Annotated in this window: 12 protein-coding genes and 1 pseudogene; 7 read left to right on the forward strand and 6 right to left on the reverse strand. The window is 68.4% G+C overall.

Translation table 11 applies throughout. The features are described 5' to 3' along the window. Window positions 1-115 precede the first annotated feature (115 nt). From IEJ02_RS20345 to IEJ02_RS20355, 3 genes are all read left to right on the forward strand, one after another. The gene (locus IEJ02_RS20345; protein WP_223864129.1) at window positions 116-367 is read left to right on the forward strand and encodes a hypothetical protein; all 252 of its coding nucleotides are present in this window, start codon (window positions 116-118) and stop codon (window positions 365-367) included. Between the two features lie 290 nt (window positions 368-657). After that, the gene (locus tag IEJ02_RS20350; RefSeq protein WP_191066178.1) at window positions 658-1,392 is read left to right on the forward strand and encodes a dienelactone hydrolase family protein; all 735 of its coding nucleotides are present in this window, start codon (window positions 658-660) and stop codon (window positions 1,390-1,392) included. Between the two features lie 334 nt (window positions 1,393-1,726). Further along, window positions 1,727-2,161 (forward strand): Tn3 family transposase, encoded by a 435-nt coding sequence (locus tag IEJ02_RS20355; protein WP_317985858.1) that lies wholly within the window; start codon window positions 1,727-1,729, stop codon window positions 2,159-2,161. Window positions 2,162-2,313: 152 nt separating this feature from the next. Here IEJ02_RS20355 and IEJ02_RS20360 read toward each other — a convergent pair whose 3' ends face one another. Next, complete coding sequence (locus IEJ02_RS20360) at window positions 2,314-3,732, reverse strand: hypothetical protein (protein WP_191066179.1); 1,419 nt, start codon at window positions 3,730-3,732, stop codon at window positions 2,314-2,316. A gap of 1,057 nt (window positions 3,733-4,789) precedes the next feature. Further along, a complete protein-coding gene (locus IEJ02_RS20365; RefSeq protein ID WP_191066180.1) occupies window positions 4,790-5,128 on the reverse strand; it encodes a hypothetical protein in 339 nt (112 codons plus the stop codon). Between the two features lie 758 nt (window positions 5,129-5,886). Here IEJ02_RS20365 and IEJ02_RS20370 point away from each other — a divergent pair. Next, entirely contained in the window at window positions 5,887-9,528 is a 3,642-nt protein-coding gene (locus IEJ02_RS20370) for an nSTAND1 domain-containing NTPase (protein ID WP_191066181.1), read from the forward strand. Window positions 9,529-10,197: 669 nt separating this feature from the next. Here the strand turns inward: IEJ02_RS20370 and IEJ02_RS20375 are convergent. Further along, window positions 10,198-10,593 (reverse strand): hypothetical protein, encoded by a 396-nt coding sequence (locus IEJ02_RS20375; RefSeq protein WP_223864130.1) that lies wholly within the window; start codon window positions 10,591-10,593, stop codon window positions 10,198-10,200. Window positions 10,594-10,789: 196 nt separating this feature from the next. Here IEJ02_RS20375 and IEJ02_RS50420 point away from each other — a divergent pair. Further along, a pseudogene (locus IEJ02_RS50420) lies at window positions 10,790-11,101 on the forward strand (helix-turn-helix domain-containing protein); the annotation flags it as partial. A gap of 114 nt (window positions 11,102-11,215) precedes the next feature. Here IEJ02_RS50420 and IEJ02_RS50425 read toward each other — a convergent pair. Next, a complete protein-coding gene (locus tag IEJ02_RS50425) occupies window positions 11,216-11,467 on the reverse strand; it encodes a hypothetical protein (protein WP_275562444.1) in 252 nt (83 codons plus the stop codon). 793 nt (window positions 11,468-12,260) lie between these two features. Between IEJ02_RS50425 and IEJ02_RS48675 the strand changes: the two genes are divergently transcribed. Together IEJ02_RS48675 and IEJ02_RS20385 are read left to right on the forward strand one after the other, a co-directional pair. Further along, window positions 12,261-12,632 carry a hypothetical protein gene (locus IEJ02_RS48675; RefSeq protein ID WP_223864131.1) on the forward strand — a complete coding sequence of 124 codons (372 nt, stop codon included), beginning with the start codon at window positions 12,261-12,263 and terminating at the stop codon, window positions 12,630-12,632. Between the two features lie 15 nt (window positions 12,633-12,647). Further along, the gene (locus tag IEJ02_RS20385; protein WP_317985855.1) at window positions 12,648-13,946 is read left to right on the forward strand and encodes a hypothetical protein; all 1,299 of its coding nucleotides are present in this window, start codon (window positions 12,648-12,650) and stop codon (window positions 13,944-13,946) included. A gap of 149 nt (window positions 13,947-14,095) precedes the next feature. Here IEJ02_RS20385 and IEJ02_RS20390 read toward each other — a convergent pair whose 3' ends face one another. Beyond that, window positions 14,096-14,986 (reverse strand): hypothetical protein, encoded by an 891-nt coding sequence (locus tag IEJ02_RS20390; RefSeq protein ID WP_223864132.1) that lies wholly within the window; start codon window positions 14,984-14,986, stop codon window positions 14,096-14,098. Further along, window positions 14,958-15,785 carry a transposase family protein gene (locus tag IEJ02_RS51090; protein ID WP_370467088.1) on the reverse strand — a complete coding sequence of 276 codons (828 nt, stop codon included), beginning with the start codon at window positions 15,783-15,785 and terminating at the stop codon, window positions 14,958-14,960. The genes IEJ02_RS20390 and IEJ02_RS51090 overlap by 29 nt, the downstream gene beginning before the upstream one ends. Window positions 15,786-15,907: the final 122 nt, after the last annotated feature.

The following is a 15,907-nucleotide window of genomic DNA, read 5'->3' on the forward strand; positions in this document are numbered from 1 at the left end:
TCAACTTCGAAGACCCTCCATCACGGGCCACCGGCCGCCCGGCGGCTTCGGCACCGAGGCGCTCGGCACCCGCCGAGGTCCGCGACCGGTTTCGTGATCGACCAGGGAGCCATGGGTGCTCTCCTTGCTGATCTCCCCGCTCCTGGAGGCCAAGGACAACCTTCAGCGCATGCTGGCGAGCGTCCCGCTCAGCGACGAAGAACGCGCTGCCGTCGACGACGGTCAGGCCGCGCTCGGCCAGCTGCTGGAACGGCTGGTCGGCATCCCCACGCCAGCCGGGACGACACCCCGAGAGATCGGAGTCCCGGCGACCGCGACGCTCCTGCCGATCGTCGCCGTCAACCAGGGCAAAGGCCGAACTACTTGACAAATCAGATTCCACACAATGCCGGTTTTTCGGTGCTCGAATCGGTGGCGGACGTGCTCTTCCTGACCAGTGACAGGCGAGATCCGACGCCATGGTGTTCGGCCACAGAGCCTCCGCAAAAACCCGTTGGCGGAACCACGGCAGCCACTGCTACGTTTCCGGAGGCCGTGCAAGAGAGCGAGGGGGTGGTACCCGTGAACGTATCGACATGGGTGCTCCCCTCCGGGGTCACGGTCGGGCGATAGGTCGTCCGGGAGCGCCGTTCAATGGCACTCCCGAAAGGCACGACCATGCACTTCACTTCTGAACAGCGTCTCGACGACGCTGTCCTCGAGCGCGAATTCACCCTCGGCGAGATCCCCGGCATCCTGTGGACGCCCGCACCCGCGTCCGCACCGGCGCCGCTGATCCTGCTCAGCCCCCCTCCCCTCGGGCTGCGCAAGACGTACCCCCGGCTGGTGGCCCGGGCCCGACACGCTGCGGCGGACGGCTTCGCCACGGCTACCATCGAGCTCCCCGGAAGCGGCGACCGGCCCCGTTGGCCCGCCGCTGAGCGGGCCCGCGCCGACCTGCGCCGGGCCATAGAGGCTGGCGAGCCGGTCAGCGACGAGATCATCGACGCCCTCATCCTCCCGCTCGTCGACAAGTCGGTCCCAGAATGGCAGGCCGCCCTGGACGCCCTCCTGTCGTTGCCCGAGATCGGCGGCCCGGTCGGGTACTCGGGGGGAGTGATCTCCATCGGGACCCGGCTGGCGGTGGTCGAGCCGCGCATCTCGGCCGCCGTTCTGTTCGCCGGGAGTTTCGTCCCCCGGGCCATGTTCGAGGAGGCCCGCCAGGTCACCATTCCGCTGCACGTCCTGCTGCAGTGGGACGACGAAGGGAACGACCGGCAGGCGGCCCTGGACCTGTTCGACGCCTTCGGCTCCAAGGAGAAGACCCTGCAAGCCAACATGGGCGGGCACACCGGCGTCCCGCAGTCCGCAGGCGACGAAGCGGGCCGATTTCTCGCCCGGCACCTGAAGTGACGCCGGGCCGTCAAGCCACCAGCAGACGGTAAGCCGTGTCGGCCAGGATGCTGCCCATCTAGGGACAGGTCCCGGCCCTCCTCGGCTCTCTACACCACGGGCCCCTGCCAGATTCTCGGCAGGGGCCCGCGCTGCCCGAAGCCATGAACTGCTCGACGTCTGCACAGTTTCGCAGGCTGCGCTCGGCCAGCTGCTGGAACGGCTGGTCGATGTCCCCACGCCAGCCGGGACGACACCCGGCGAGATCGGAGTCCCGGTGACCGCGACGCTCCTGCCGATCGTCGCTGTCAACCAGGGCAAAGGCTGAACTACTTGACAAATCAGATTCCACAGAATCGGCGACTACCTCGCCGACGCCGACCTGCGGCGCGAGATCAACGACGGGCTTCAGGTCGTGGAGAACTGGAACTCCGCCAACCACGACCTGTTCTACGGCAAGGGCGGCGACCTGACCGGCTCCGACAAGAAGCCCCAGGAGGTCTCCATGCCGGCGCTGCACCTGCTCCAGTCGGCGTTGGTGCACGTCAACACCCTGCTGCTCCAGGACATCCTGAGCGAGGAGAAGTGGCAGAAGCGGCTCACCGACACCGACCGCCGGGCCCTGTCCCCGCTGTTCTGGACGCACATCAACCCCTACGGCCGGTTCGAGCTGAACATGAACCACCGGCTCGACCTCACGGCGGCGCTCACGGTGCCCGGGCCCCGCACCTCGCCCGAGGCAGAAACGCCCGAGCCGACGACGGACGGAGCGGCGGGGGCGACATCCTGAAGACCTGTACTCCCGTCGTTGCCGGCGGGACGGCTGGATCGTTTAGCCGCAGGTCCGGGCACAGCTCAGCCGGTGGGCGGGATGCGCGGGCTCGGGCCGCGGCCAGGAACCAACCGGTGCGACGGGTGAATCGGCTCAGCCAAGGTCGCGGCTCAGTCCGGCACCCGCGCGCGGAAGTTCACCAGGCGGGCCGCCACTTCCACAGCGTTCTGGTCGAGCCAGGCAGTCAATTTCGGGTTGGCGGCCGCCCGCGCCTTACTGCCCCGCGGCGGTTTGGCCATGTGCCGTTCAATGTGAAGGCTGATCAAGGCTAGGACGTCTGGGTCGTCGAAATAGGCCGTGTGCAGGGGCCAAGGTGAGGTGTAGACCAAGGCCGTATCGAACACGTCGTTTCCCTGCACGCCTTCGTGCAGCGCATTTGACACCTTGCGTGAAATCCACGGGCCGACCAGCTTGTTGAAAACAAAACGCCATGTGCCGAACACTGGTGAGAACGCCCGGCCAGCGCGGGTGGTCGGCACGAAGCCAACCAATCCGGACATTTTAGGGTTCAGTCTGACGGGCAGATTCAGGTCACGCTTGGTCTTGCGATCAATGCTGATCCGCTCGCGTTCTGTATGGGGTGTGCAGAGCCATACGTAGTCGGGGGCCTGGGGTTCGGCCGCGGTCTGCAACAACCTGATCGCCTCGTCGGTCGGCGCCCAGAGTCCCAGCCACCGATCCGAGAACCGGGCGAAGACCTGGCGCCAGGCGCGTTCCCGAACCACGAGCGAGTTGGCCAGCTGCGTCCGCTCCCCCGTCGCAAGCAAGATGAAGTAGAGCAGGATGCAAACCGGCTTTATCCAGAACGGGATGGACACCGCGAAAATAATTAAGAGAAACAATGCGTATATAAATATTAGAGAGCACACGATCAGTTCTCTGCACGACATGCCGCCGTCCGCGAGCGAGAACCTACGACTACGCCATCCCTGGTAGCGGAAGGAGGGCTCAGGGAGGAAGCGCAGGAACGGCGTACCGACCGTAGTGACGCTGCGCAAGCCGGGCAGCTGCGCCATGGACAGGAACGCTGGCAGCATCCGCTTCCGTTTCTGCTCCTCCCACTTTTCTCTCAGCTGCTGCACCTCCGCCCACATTTCCACAGGATTGGTAGTCGGTTGTGTCCTTGGCACAGGCGCGGGTTCGGTGAGCCGCTCCCAGATCGGGTCTGCGATCTTCTGCTGCTTAGTCATGACCTGCGCCGAAACCAGCGTCTCCCAAATCACCGAACCACCGTGGCTATGCCCAACCAAGTGGTATCGGATGCCCCGTCGTTCCAGGTCGAACAGAAGTACCAGTAGATCCAGGCTCGCGGACAGGCGCTTCGACTGCGTATTGGCCCCGCTCCAGTGGAACAGTCGCCCAGGCGGCAGTCTCGCACCCTTGGGCAGCGTCGCGGTCAGAGCCTGCCACGTGGAGCTGCCGCGCTGCCACCAGCGGTCGCCCTCGTCACGGCGCTCCTTGTCACCAGCGAAGGTCCCGTGGACCAGGATCACGAGCTCATCCGGCTGTTCGTCCGCCATGTCCGGCATCAGGGCTAAACTCCCCGTCGATCCGCCCGGGGTTCCGGGATTTCGAGACTCGAACGCAACAGTTGATCACGAAACAGGTCGCAGCGACGCGCGAGCAAGATCAATCACGGACTGCCGGACCCCCGCCGATCCCAGATTCGTTCTCAGAACCTGTTCTCACTCAAAAGCGGGAGGGACCCCCTTCTGAGAATTGCATTGTACGAAACTCCGAACCTATGACAGACCCTCAGCAGCCCTCCCCGGCCGACCGATCGGACGCCGACGACGTCGAACAGCACGCCTGTCCGAAGTGTGACGCACAGCCCGGCTCGCCCTGCCGCTCGCGCGGCGGCGCGGCCGCCTCCGCCTACCAACACCCGCCGCTTCACCAACATGCCCCGGCTGAAGAAAGCGCTGCGCGTGCCGACCCCGACCGACCGCGGCCCGGGCCGACCATGGCGCCCGGGCACCCCGCCCCCGACGCCGATCGACCCGGACCTGCCGAGATACGTCGCCGCCGCCCTCACCGCGCTCCTCGAGGGCCTCCCGTGGTCCGTTGAGCCGCACCCGGGATTCAGTGACGCTGGCGGGCGTTCCCGTCGGGTCGGCACGCCGGAGTAGTCGATGTCCTCGATGGGAGTGACCAGGCGAGCGAGGACGCGGCAGACGACTTCATGGGGTACGACCGTGCTGCGGTCTGGGAGCTGCAGGCGGTAGATGCGGCCGATGACCTGGGCCGTGACACTCTGGCCGTCAACGAGTTCGTGCCAAGCCGGCGGTCCGGGCACATCCGGGTCTGGACCGTCAGGGCTGTAGGTGTCCGTCACAGCTAGGCTGCCGACGTGTCGGCGGGTGCGTCGTGAGCGTGCTTGAGCATCGTCCGTGCCGGTCCTCGCCGAACCCCTGCGGGAGTGGGCCGCGCGACCGCACACCGAACCGCCTCACCGGCTTCACTGACCGCCAAGCGGGACGCCGCCCCAAACCGATGGGCGACACCGTGCGCCGGTGCCGGCCCCGCTGGGGCTGCTGCCCCAGCTTCTGCGGATTCGGCCTGAGCAGGCTCGTCTTCGAACGAGCGTCAATCCAGAATGTACTGGGCCTGAACCCTTGTCACACCCTGTGGGCGCGGGCAGGTGGCGCTGGACCACCCGCCGGTCGTCCACTCGCCAACGACCTTCGAGCCGTTGGAGCAAGTGACCAATGCTCGGTAGCCGTTGTCAGCCCCGGAGCACTTCACGGAACCGGTCATGTAGTCGCCGGAGATCCTCATCTGACACACAGGGGCAGCGGTCTTCGCGGGAGCGGCCGAGGCCATGCCCGTCGCCTCGACCGCCGTTGCCGCAGGGGCGACGGCGAGGCCGCTGCCCAGGATCGCGGTGGCGAGGATGCCGATAGCGGAGCTCTTACGGAGCTTCATGATGCGGTATTCCTTTCTGGTGTACGGCTTGATGCCCCGACTGTTCCTGGGCCCGGATAGTTCTCGCAACGGAGATCGCCCAGGCTGGGAAAAGAGGGGACGCTGGCCGAAGGCAGCATGCGGTCCGCAGCGACAGTCGGGTGAGGAGCGTGCCCCCGGACGGATGCGGTCTGGGGACGTGCACTCTCGTTCTCTGCATATTCAGCCCGAGCAGGGCCGCCTCCTGGACGGGAATCGCCTTCACCTCGGCGGCCTTCGCATACCCGCGTTCGGTCAGCGTCGTCAGGGCCGGGTCGTAGGCAGGCTGCGGTTCGCCCGGTCTCGCCCGGGCCGGAGGCCCGTCACGGAAACCGGTCGCCGTCTCCAGCACATGCTCGGCCCGGATTCTGGCCTGTTCCAGCACTTCCGCATGATTAGCCCTTTCCTCTGGTGTTCTCGCCGCACAGCGCGGGACGTGCGAAGGCCGGTCCCGCTCAGGAGCAAGGGTCTTCGTACGCCACCGACTTTCCACGCTGCCTGCGTTGTTGCGCAGCCCCGGTCCGCAGTCCGCAACAATCGCGTCATCCCAGGTGGGGCGGTGGCCGAAGACCATCACTCGGCCTCTGCGGAGCCTTGTCCGGGCCCGTTGCGGCTGCGTAGGTTGCGGTACGCGCGCTGCTGACCGCAGGCAACGACGCCGAACACGGAACAGGGGAAACACGGGAGCGGGGGATCGAGTGGGCCGTCCAGAAGCGCCATTGAATCCGGGGGGCGGGCCCGTGCAGCGCTTCGCTCTGGGTTTGCGCAAGCTGCGCCAGGACGCTGGCCCAGTCACCTACCGGGAGCTGGCCCAGCGGACCCCGTACACCGTCTCCACCCTGTCCAGGGCGGCTTCGGGCGAACAGCTGCCGTCGCTGGAGGTTGCCTTGGCCTACGTTGAGGGGTGCGGAGGAAACCGGGAGGAGTGGGAGCGGCGGTGGAGGCGGGCGGCGGAGGAAGCTGCTGCCGATGCGGCCGACCACGGTGATGCAGAGTCGCCGTATCAGGGGCTGGCCCGGTTTGAGCCCCGCGATCACGAGCGATTCTTCGGCCGTGATCAGATGGTCGCCGACCTGCTGGAGTTGGTGCGGCAGCATCGTCTGTCCGCCGTCGTAGGTGCCTCTGGCAGCGGGAAGTCCTCGCTGCTGCGCGCCGGGCTGATCCCGGCCCTGCAGCAGGCGGCCTCGCAGGATCTGCGTCCCGCGGCCATCCGGATCTTCACGCCCGGCGCGCACCCCGCCCGTACCCATGCCGCACTGGTCACGCCGAAGGACTCCGAGAGCGACACGGTGGTCGTGGTCGACCAGTTCGAGGAGGTCTTCACCCTCTGCGCCGACCCCGAGGAGCGGGCGGCGTTCACCGACCTGCTGCTGGCCGCGCGTGAGCCCGGGAGCCGATTACGCGTGATCATAGCGGTGCGCGCCGACTTCCTCGGGCGCTGCGCCGAGCACCGCGGACTCACCGACGCGCTGCGGAGCGCGACCTTGCTGGTCGGGTCGATGAGCCCGGCCGAGCTGCGGGAGGCGATCGTGAAGCCGGCCGCAGCCGCGGGACTGATCGTGGAACGGGCTCTGACCGCCCGGCTTATCGAGGAAGTCACCGATGAGCCGGGGGGACTGCCCCTGCTGTCCCATGTACTACTGGAGACATGGCGGCGGCGCCGCGGCCGCGCGTTGACCAAGGCCGCCTACGAGGCGGCGGGCGGCTTGCACGGCGCCATCGCCCGCACCGCGGAGCACACCTACGCCGACCTCACCGCCGAACGTCGCGAGTTCGCCCGCCGGGTCCTGCTCAGGCTGATCACCCCCGGCGAAGGGGCCCAGGACACCCGTCGTCCCGTCGCCCGGTCCGAGCTGGACACCACGGTACCTGCCGAAGATCTCGCCGTCGTGCTGGAGCGGCTGGCCCGTGCCCGGCTGATCACGCTGGATGAAGACACTGTCGATCTCGCGCATGAGGCGTTGATCCAGGGCTGGCCTCGGCTCCGTGCCTGGGTTGAGGAGGACCGTGAGCGGCTGCGGGTCCACCGGCGGCTGGCCGAGGCCGCTCAGGCCTGGGAGGAGCTCGAGCGCGACTCTGGCGCGCTGTACCGGGGCACGCGGCTGGCGACCCTGCGCGAATGGGCCTCCCGCGACGGCAGCCGGGAGGAGCTCAATGCTCTGGAGCGCGCGTTCGTCGACGCGAGCTTCAGCCTGGAGGACGGCGAACGGGCTGCGGCCGTGCGGCGCCATCGGCATTTACGCTTCTTCTCTGCGGGCCTTGCGCTGCTGCTCCTGGTGGTCACAGGCGTCAGCGTGGTCGCCGTCCAGCAGCGTCAGGACGCGCTGAGGGCCCAGCGGGTCGCCGTTTCACGGCAGCTGGCGGCCGAGGCGCTCGGCCTTATGGAGTCCCGGCCGAGCGCGGCGATGCTGCTGAGTGTGGAGGCCCAGCGTAGGGCGGCGACGTACGAGGCGCGTAGTGCCGTGTTGAGTGTATCGGCCCATCAGTACTACCGGGCTGAGCTGTCCGGCCATGACAACGCCGTCTCCGATGCGGCCTTCAGCCCTGACGGTACGCTCGCCACCGTCAGCCGCGACCGTACCGTGGTGCTGTGGGACGCGGGCACGGGGCGGCGACTGGCCACTCTGACCGGACACCCCACCTGGCTGCGCGCGGTGGCGTTCAGCCCGGACGGACGCGCGCTGGCGACGGGAGGCAATGACGGGAAGCTGGTGCTCTGGGACGTCGCGGCGCGCAGACCGCTGGCTGCTCTGCCCGGCCACAGGGGAGAGCTCAGGGACATCGCGTTCAGTCCGGACGGCCGGACCGTGGCCAGTGCGGGTGCCGATCGCACCGTCGTGCTCTGGGACACCCAGCGTCGGGCCCGGCGGCTCACTCTCACCAGCCACACCAGCGTCGTTTACGCCGTGGCGTTCAGCCCGGACGGGCATACGCTTGCCACCGCCGGCGCGGACCGCACGGTGAGGCTATGGGACACGGCGACGGGGAAGCGGATCGCCACACTCACCGGCCATACCCAGTCCGTCGACGGCGTGGCCTTCAGCCCGGACGGCCGTACCCTGGCCACCGCCAGCGAGGATAAAACAGCGAGGCTGTGGGATGTCCGGCGCCGCACCAGCCTGGCCACGCTGTCCGATCACAACGAGCAGGTCAGAGCGGTGGTGTTCAGCCGCGACGGGCGCACCCTCGCCACGGCCGGACACGACAAGTCGGTCATGCTGTGGGACGTGCGGAGCGCCACCCGCCTGACCATGCTGACCGGGCAGACCACCAACGTCTACACACTCGCGTTCAGCCCGCGCGGCCGCTGTGTCCTCGCCTCGGCCGGCGAGGACGGCAAGGTCGTACTCTGGGACACGGCAAGGGCTCCACTCTCCGGCCACCGTGACCGGGTCAACGACCTTCAATTCAGCCCGGACGGCCGCACACTCGCCACCGCCAGCGGCGACGACACCATCGTGCTGTGGGACACCAGGAGCCGTGCCCGCCGCGCCACGTTCACCAGCGGATCCGGGGTACACGCCATCGCGTTCGCCCCCAACGGGCGCACTCTCGCTGCGGTGAGCGGTTCCGAGTCGCGGCCCGCGAACACCCGCAACCACGTCCTCACTATCTGGAGTACGTCGGGTCATCGTCCGCCTGTCACGCTCACCGGCCATACCGATCGCATCACGGATGTCGCATACAGCCCGGACGGCCGCACCATCGCGACAGCCAGCGCGGACAGGAAGGTCATCCTGTGGGACGCACTCCGCCGCACCCGGCTGAAGACCCTCACGGTCGTATCCGGAAGAGCAGGCTCTGGCGTCGACGGCGTGGCTTTCAGCCCCGACGGTCGGTTCCTCGCCACCGCCAACCGCGATGGGAAAGCCACGCTCTGGGACGTCGCCAGGCGGACCAAGCTGGCCACCTTGACGGGGCATACGGGGCAGCTCAGATCCGTGGCCTTCAGCCCGGACGGCCGCATGCTGGCCACCGCGGGCATCGACCAGAAAGTGATGCTGTGGAACGTGGCCGAACGCGCTCCCGTGGCCAGCCTCACCGACAGCACCGGGCCCGCGCACGCCGTGGCCTTCAGCCCGGATGGCCGCATTCTGGCCACGGCCAGCTCGAACAAGTCGGTGGTGCTGTGGGACATCTCCCGGCGCAGCCCGCTGGCCACGCTGACCGGCCACACCAAGCAGGTCAGATCGCTCGCCTTCAGCCCGGACAGCCGTACCCTGGCCACGGGCGGCGACGACCAGTCCGTCATGCTGTGGAACATCAACCCCAAGCACGCTGCTGCGGAGTTGTGCCGCACGGCGGGCCGCAACCTCACGCCGCAGGAGTGGCAGCAGTTCCTGCCCGGCACGTCATACCGCGAGACCTGCCCTGCGGCATGACGCGAAGTCCTGGCAGATGTGGACCGGGCCAGGACCCCGCGGGTGGCTGCCTGCGATGCCGAGGACGCACAGCAGGTCGCCGATGGGTCAGCCGAGGGGATCTCCCTCCCCGCATTTTCCGCTAGCCCCTGTGTCTACTCGATACCACCAGCAGGTCTTAGCGTCCCATGACCTGTATGGCCACTCCTGGGATTTATTGTCCTGGTCATAGCAGCCATGGACTCCGGAAATGCACACGGCAGCCCTTATACCGTTGATGGAGGAGTCCGTGCTGCTACGAGCAACCCCCCATGCCTCATCGCCGCTCCCGCAGGCAATATAGGCCTGAGCGTCATGGTGGTTGTGCGGACTTGTCGTGAAGTCCATCCACAGCATGGCGCAATGACCGTCAGCGGCTGTGTCGCGGACGTAGCCGTTCATCTTCTTGGCGCCATTTTCCGTGTAGTGGCTCGCAATGCCATATACACCAGTGCTGCTCAGATAGTGATTCCTGTCAGCTTGGGCAGTGGTTGCTCCGGCCAGTACGACAGCAAGTGCCAGCGGGACCGGCGCCTTGAGAACCCAAGAACGCATGACAGTGACCTCCCATATTCGTCCAGGTTTGGGGATTCCAGCCGTCTACTTTGACGACTTTGCTGCTACCGTTCTCCGGCGATTGGGCCGCTTCAGTTACATGGCGACGTGGCCCCAACTGGGCGTCCCGAACTGGAGCCAGAAGTTGGTCCCATCGCTCACATCGGTTGCGACGGCCCTCCAGGAGCCGTCAGCGTTGGTCCACTTCCAGCTGTTGCATGTCGCGGTCCGCTCGAAGCAGACGCGCACACTGACGGCCTTCCCGGTTTTGACGTTGATGTCGTTGCACGCTGAGGTTGTCTTGGCGTACCCCTGTGCCGGCCACTCGTGAACTGTCCCGTATTGCGTCGTTGAGTAGACGCGGGCGTTGCCATAGCAGGACTGGGCGGCGGTGGGTGCGGCAGAGGCGGGTGCCGTGGTCGCGGCGGTCAGCCCTCCGGTGATCAGGGCAGCGGCCGCCAGCCCTCGGCTGGTCCGCGATCGAGTGCGCATTGGTTCTCCTCATGTGCGGTTTTGCGGTTTGACAGAGCACGGACTCTCTTCCACTGGGCCGGGTCCGTGAGCGGCTAAGCGAACTGTTGGCCGCCGCCAACTCTTGGGGCCGCCTGAGTTGTTGCGCACCCCCGATCCAGGGTCCGCAACAATCACGTCATCCCAGGTGGGCCAGTGGCCGAACGGCACCACCCCGATGTGGGCGGAGCCTTGCCTGGCTTTTTGGCGGCTCCGTAGGTTGCGGTACACGCGGTGCCGACCGCAGGCGACGACGTCGAACACGGGAACAGAGGAAACGCGGGGAGCGGGGGATCGAGTAGGCCGCCCAGAGGCTCCGTTGGACCCTGGGAGAGGGCCGGTGCAGCGGTTCGCCCTGAAACTGCGCAAACTGCGCCAGGACGCCGGTCAGATCACCTACAGGGAGCTGGCTCGGCGCACGCCGTACACGGTTTCGACCCTGTCCAAGGTCGCCTCGGGTCAGCAACTGCCCTCACTACAGGTCACCTTGGCCTATGTCGAGGTACAAGCTGACCACCGCCGACAGAGTCCTGGCCCCCGTGCTCTACCACTGCTGCCCACCGCGGAGCGGCGTCGCTCCGCAGGGACCAGCGTGTGCTACTGGTCAGTGCGCCACATGCCGAGCAGTTTCGTTGCGTTGAGTCTTGTGCCAACTGTGCTTGATGGGGTCGTTGGCGGGCGCCGTGATTGTCACCCGCTCGGCGTTATGCTTCCAGCCGCTCTTCCAGCCGCTCTTGGTCTGTACATAGAGCCAGGCGTGACCGTTGCAGTTGGGACGGTCCTTGGTCGTTTGGGCGTACCCATGTGCACTCGTCATGGAGTACAGGCAGAACCCGCGGTGGATCTCCTTGTACACAGTATGTGCTTCTGCTGGCGTGCTCGTAGCCAGAGGGAAGGCCCCCGCCAGTACGACAGCCGCGGCAACGGTCGCTTGACGCCGCCGGAGAGATGTCCTGCGAAACTTCATGTGCTCCCCCTTGTTCGTCCGCACGTACACGCAACACCAGTACCTAGGTGAGGGCTCCTGGCATAGACGGACCGCAAGGTTCGGAGACCTGACCTAGTCGTAGTCCCACAGGTCTCCGCAGCCTTGGTCGCCGCCGGGATGCTCGCGTGAGCCGGCGCCGCAAGAGCCAGGACGCTCCTGACGCAGGTGGCGCGCTGATTCACCAGTCGGATGGATGCCCCCGTCCTTGGTGACTCCGAACCGCGCTGCACGTGTTGTGGTTGAGCGAACGGCTCATCCGCCACCGACTCTCCGTGACGTTCGCGTTGTTGCGCAGCCCGGTTCGCAGCTCGAAACAATCGCGCCCAGTGATTGAAGGGCGGGCCCACCGCAGCAGAGTTTTGCCCGCCGCCTTTGAGAGCGGCGGGTCACAGGTCACGACGCTGTCGGGTGTCCCTGGCCATGGCGTCGGCGTGCTCGCCCGGCGCTCGTGCTCCGGCTTATGGCCGGTGCCTGGTCTCGACGCACTATCCAAGCCGAGCCAGCCATCTGGCGTGGCCGGATCCAGCCGAATGCTGATCTTCTCCTGCGCCGGCAGGGCACGCCGGGCTGAAACTTCCGCTCCCCGGGGGCCGATCGGCAATCATCCCCGATGATGAGGGACCACCCGGGCAACGGATCAAGCAACGCTGGGAGTACGTACATGGCGGTGGAGACCGGCGCATGGCAGGAGGACCGCGTCGCAGGGCGGGTATGGACGGTGCGCCTGGACCCCTACGGCCGCCCTTCCGCCGGCTCGGTCCGGCTCTCCTGCTCCTGCCCGGCCTGCACCGACCAACGCTTCCCCGGCGCCGCCGCGGGACGCAAGGCCGCGGTCGAACACGTCAACATGCTCCTGGCCCGCATTCGCACAGGCGGCGGACCGCGCAGCGAGGCATGGTGCGCCTGCCGCACCGCCGACTGCGCATGGCACACCCCCGATACCGACACCAGCCCCGCCGCCGGACCGCGGGGTAGGGCGCGGCCAGTGGCAGAAGCGGTGCGGTCCGGTGGTCCGGTGGTCCGGTGGTCCTGACGGTGTACGCGCACCGTGCGGGGAGGCTTGTGGCGGATCGCGGAGATGTGCGCGCGGTGCGCGGCCGCCACTACCGGCTGCCGCGTCCTGGACACCGCCCCGCCCCCGGCCCGTACGGCCCCGGCCGGGACGGGCCAGGCGGCGGGGAAACCGGGCGCGCAGCGGGATCCCTCCGACGGCACGGTCGGTCATGGTGCGGCGGCGGTCTTCTCCGACCACGGCCCCTCCCCCGCGGCCGGTGCTGCGTCTGCGCCGACGTCGGTCCCTCGTGCCCGCGCCGACTCGCCCAGGGTCTCTCGGCGGGCGAAGCGGTGGGGGAAGATCGCGCAGCGGATCGTGCCGCACGACCTTCAGCCCGACGTCCTGCGGATGGAGCTCATCGAACTCGGGGACGCATTCCGCGCCTACCAGCAGCGCACCGAGCCCGACCTCGCCCTCCTCGCCGGACTCCACGAGCGCAAGGCCCGCGCGTTCGCCTGGTGGGCCGAGGTCAGTGGCGACGGCGCCCTGCGCCACGAGGCGAAGCGTGCCGAGAAGGCCGCGCAGACCACCCGCGAGATGCACGCCAACCGCGGCGGCCAGACGGCCGGTGACACGACAGGCGGCAACCAGCCGGCAGTCGGTGACAAGGCAGGCGGCAACCAGCAGGGGGTCGAACGGCTGCTGACCCGGCCACAGGGCGTGCACGCCCGGGCCGTGCTGGACTACGTCGCCGCCCACTCCCCGCACCCGGAGGTCGAGGTGCGCCTGGCGGTGCTCATGCTCACCCTGCGGGCCGCGCGCGCCGGCACCGGGAACGTCACCGGCCAGGACCTGATCGGCTGGCTCCAAGACGATGCCGAGCGAGTGCTTGGGCGGCTGGTCAGCGGCGGCTGGCTGCGCCTGCCCGGAACCGTCGCCGAGGTGATGGCCTCCCGCCCCGAGGACCCCACCGAGGTCACCGTCCCCACACTGCTGCCGGAGCAGCCCCGCCCGTTCACTTTCGGCAAGACCACCCGCGCGAGGATCTCCGGCCGGGCCCAGAAAGTCGTCGGTGACCGGAAGATCCGCATGAAGAAACTGGGCGCCGCCACCCGGCTCCTGGCCTTGTACACCGCCGCCCACGCCCGCCCCGACGACCGCCTCGGACGCGCCGAGGACGGCGGGCTGCACCTGGACCAGGCCGCCGCGTTCACCGCCCTGCCGCCCGAGGAAATCGCCGAGCACGCCGGACTGCTGATCACTGCCGACTGGCTCGCCGAAGCCGACACCGCCGGAGACCGGCTGCGCGGACAGCTTGCTGAGCGTGTCCTGCCGCTGGGAGGGCTGCTGTAGAGCACCCGGCCCGCACCACCGATCACCGTAAGCCCCAGCTCGGAATGGGCGGCGCAGCGCAGCAGCCTCGTTCGCCAGGGCGGTCGGCCTGCGGGCGGCGGAAAGGCCAGGAGCAGCCGAGCAGGGCCAGGGCGCGTAAAAGGGGCGGTTCAGCGTGTGCGCGGCGGGGTCATCCGGGCGTGCAGCAGAGCGGCACGGGTGAGTTCAGCGCCCTTCTTGTGTTCCTCGTTGAACAGGGCGGTCAGGCCCTTGGGCGCGTCCCAGTGCTGGTGCAGGTCGACGGTGGCGCCGAGGTCGTCCAGGAGTTGGTCGACGACGGCGGCGGCCTCGCTGGCCCGGTCGCCCCAGCCGTCGCCCCACCACAGGTGCTCGGTCGGCGTGCATGGCGCGGGGTGGACGTGGCCGTCGCTGGTGGTGACCCACACGGTGTGGTGCAGGACGACCGAGGCGAGTTCCGCGCCGTCGGCCGGGAGGGACAGCGGGGCATAGAACCGCCACACCTGCTTGCCCCGGTCGCCGGGGGTGCGCAGGACGGGCATGTCGGTGAGCGGGTCGATGAAGAACGCCTCTGCCTTGGAATCCTGGGCGAGGACGGCGTGGGCGGCGGTCGGATCGCACATCGTCAGCCGGCGGGTCCACCGGTCGCTGATCGTGCCCGACTGCACGGGGATCTCGGTCACGGCTCCGAAGGGCAGCAGCTCCGGATCGCGGCCGACAGCGACCTCGAGCGCGGCGACGGCGTCAGGGTGAGTGTGCAGGGCGATCCTGTGCCAGCCGGCCTGGAGGGCCTGGCGGTCCCCGTCGCACGGCAGCGGGTGGTGGCTGGTGTCGGGCACAGCGCCGGCGACGACCTGGTTCGGTGTCTCGCCGTACCCGTCCTTGCAGAAGATCTCGATCTCGTGCGTCGTGTGGTCGATCCGGTTGTTGCGAATGTCGTTGGCCATGTCTGTCGCGGCCACCCGCGAGGTGACGTGGAAGTCTTCGCTGGCCGCGGCCCTGCGCAGGATCTTTTCATCGCTGTTGGCCGGGATTTCGACCACGGCCGCCCGGGCACCAGGCTTCCACTCGCGGATCACACTCCGAAGACGCAGCAGGTCGGGCCACCAGGGCAGCACCTGGCCGGCCAGAGCCGCGACGTCGCCCCAGCCGAGGCGACATCGCCGGCGGCCTTGGAGTCGCCGCAGTGCACGAGCCGGATGACACCGAGGTCGGTGCGCCAGTCCAGTGCCGGCCCCCGCACCGTGTCCTTGTATCCGAGCCAGCGCCCCCGAGCCGGGTCCTGGGGCAGCGGGCGCAGCAGGACGGCGCCGCGGTGGGCGAACTCCACCGTCCTCGCAGGGCTTGCTCGGAGCGGCCCTTCGGTCGGCGGACGGGGACGCGTATGCCGATGCCCGCCCCGATGTAGCCCTTGTCCGCCAGGGTCGGCAGACCCCGGGCGGCCGCTTTGTAGAGGGCGGGCAGGGCGTGGATCCGGGCCGCGGTGATGTCGGGCGTCGATCCGGGTTCAACATCGGAGGCCCACAGTGGGGTGCCGTCAGGGGCGGACAAGACCTGCACCTTGCCGCCGAATGCCTTGTGCTTCTGGTTGAACCACAGGTCGTTGCCGTTCTCGCGCTCGCCAAGGACACGGTCTGACTCGATCAGGGTGCCGTCCAGGATCACGTGCGTCATTCCCTCTTCCTGGCAGCGCGTCAGGACGTCGTGCAGGTCGGGGGCCTGGTCGGCGAGGACGTCGATGCCCTCGTGCAGGTAGCCGTAGCCGGTGGCCTGCGAGATCCCGGCGTCGCGTGCCAGGCAGTGCATGCAGCCACGCTCCCGGAACCAGCGCAGCACCAGCACGGCCTGCCGGAACGGCCCGAGCGCCCGCGAGCTCGCGCGGAGTGCCGATCTGGCGACGGTGCGCGGCCAGCAGCCGAGCGAGGTAACCCACGACCTGGCGGGGGACATCGAGCGTGGCAACA

The organism is Streptomyces sp. 5-10, assembly GCF_014712245.1.
GTDB lineage: Bacteria > Actinomycetota > Actinomycetes > Streptomycetales > Streptomycetaceae > Streptomyces > Streptomyces violaceusniger.

Excerpts from the sequence above, each read along its gene's own strand:
- IEJ02_RS20350 (WP_191066178.1), top strand. The coding sequence starts at position 658 with ATGCACTTCACTTCTGAACAGCGTCTCGACGACGCTGTCCTCGAGCGC.
- IEJ02_RS20360 (WP_191066179.1), bottom strand. The coding sequence starts at position 3,732 with ATGCCGGACATGGCGGACGAACAGCCGGATGAGCTCGTGATCCTGGTC.
- IEJ02_RS20365 (WP_191066180.1), bottom strand. The coding sequence starts at position 5,128 with ATGAAGCTCCGTAAGAGCTCCGCTATCGGCATCCTCGCCACCGCGATC.
- IEJ02_RS20375 (WP_223864130.1), bottom strand. The coding sequence starts at position 10,593 with ATGCGCACTCGATCGCGGACCAGCCGAGGGCTGGCGGCCGCTGCCCTG.
- IEJ02_RS48675 (WP_223864131.1), top strand. The coding sequence starts at position 12,261 with ATGGCGGTGGAGACCGGCGCATGGCAGGAGGACCGCGTCGCAGGGCGG.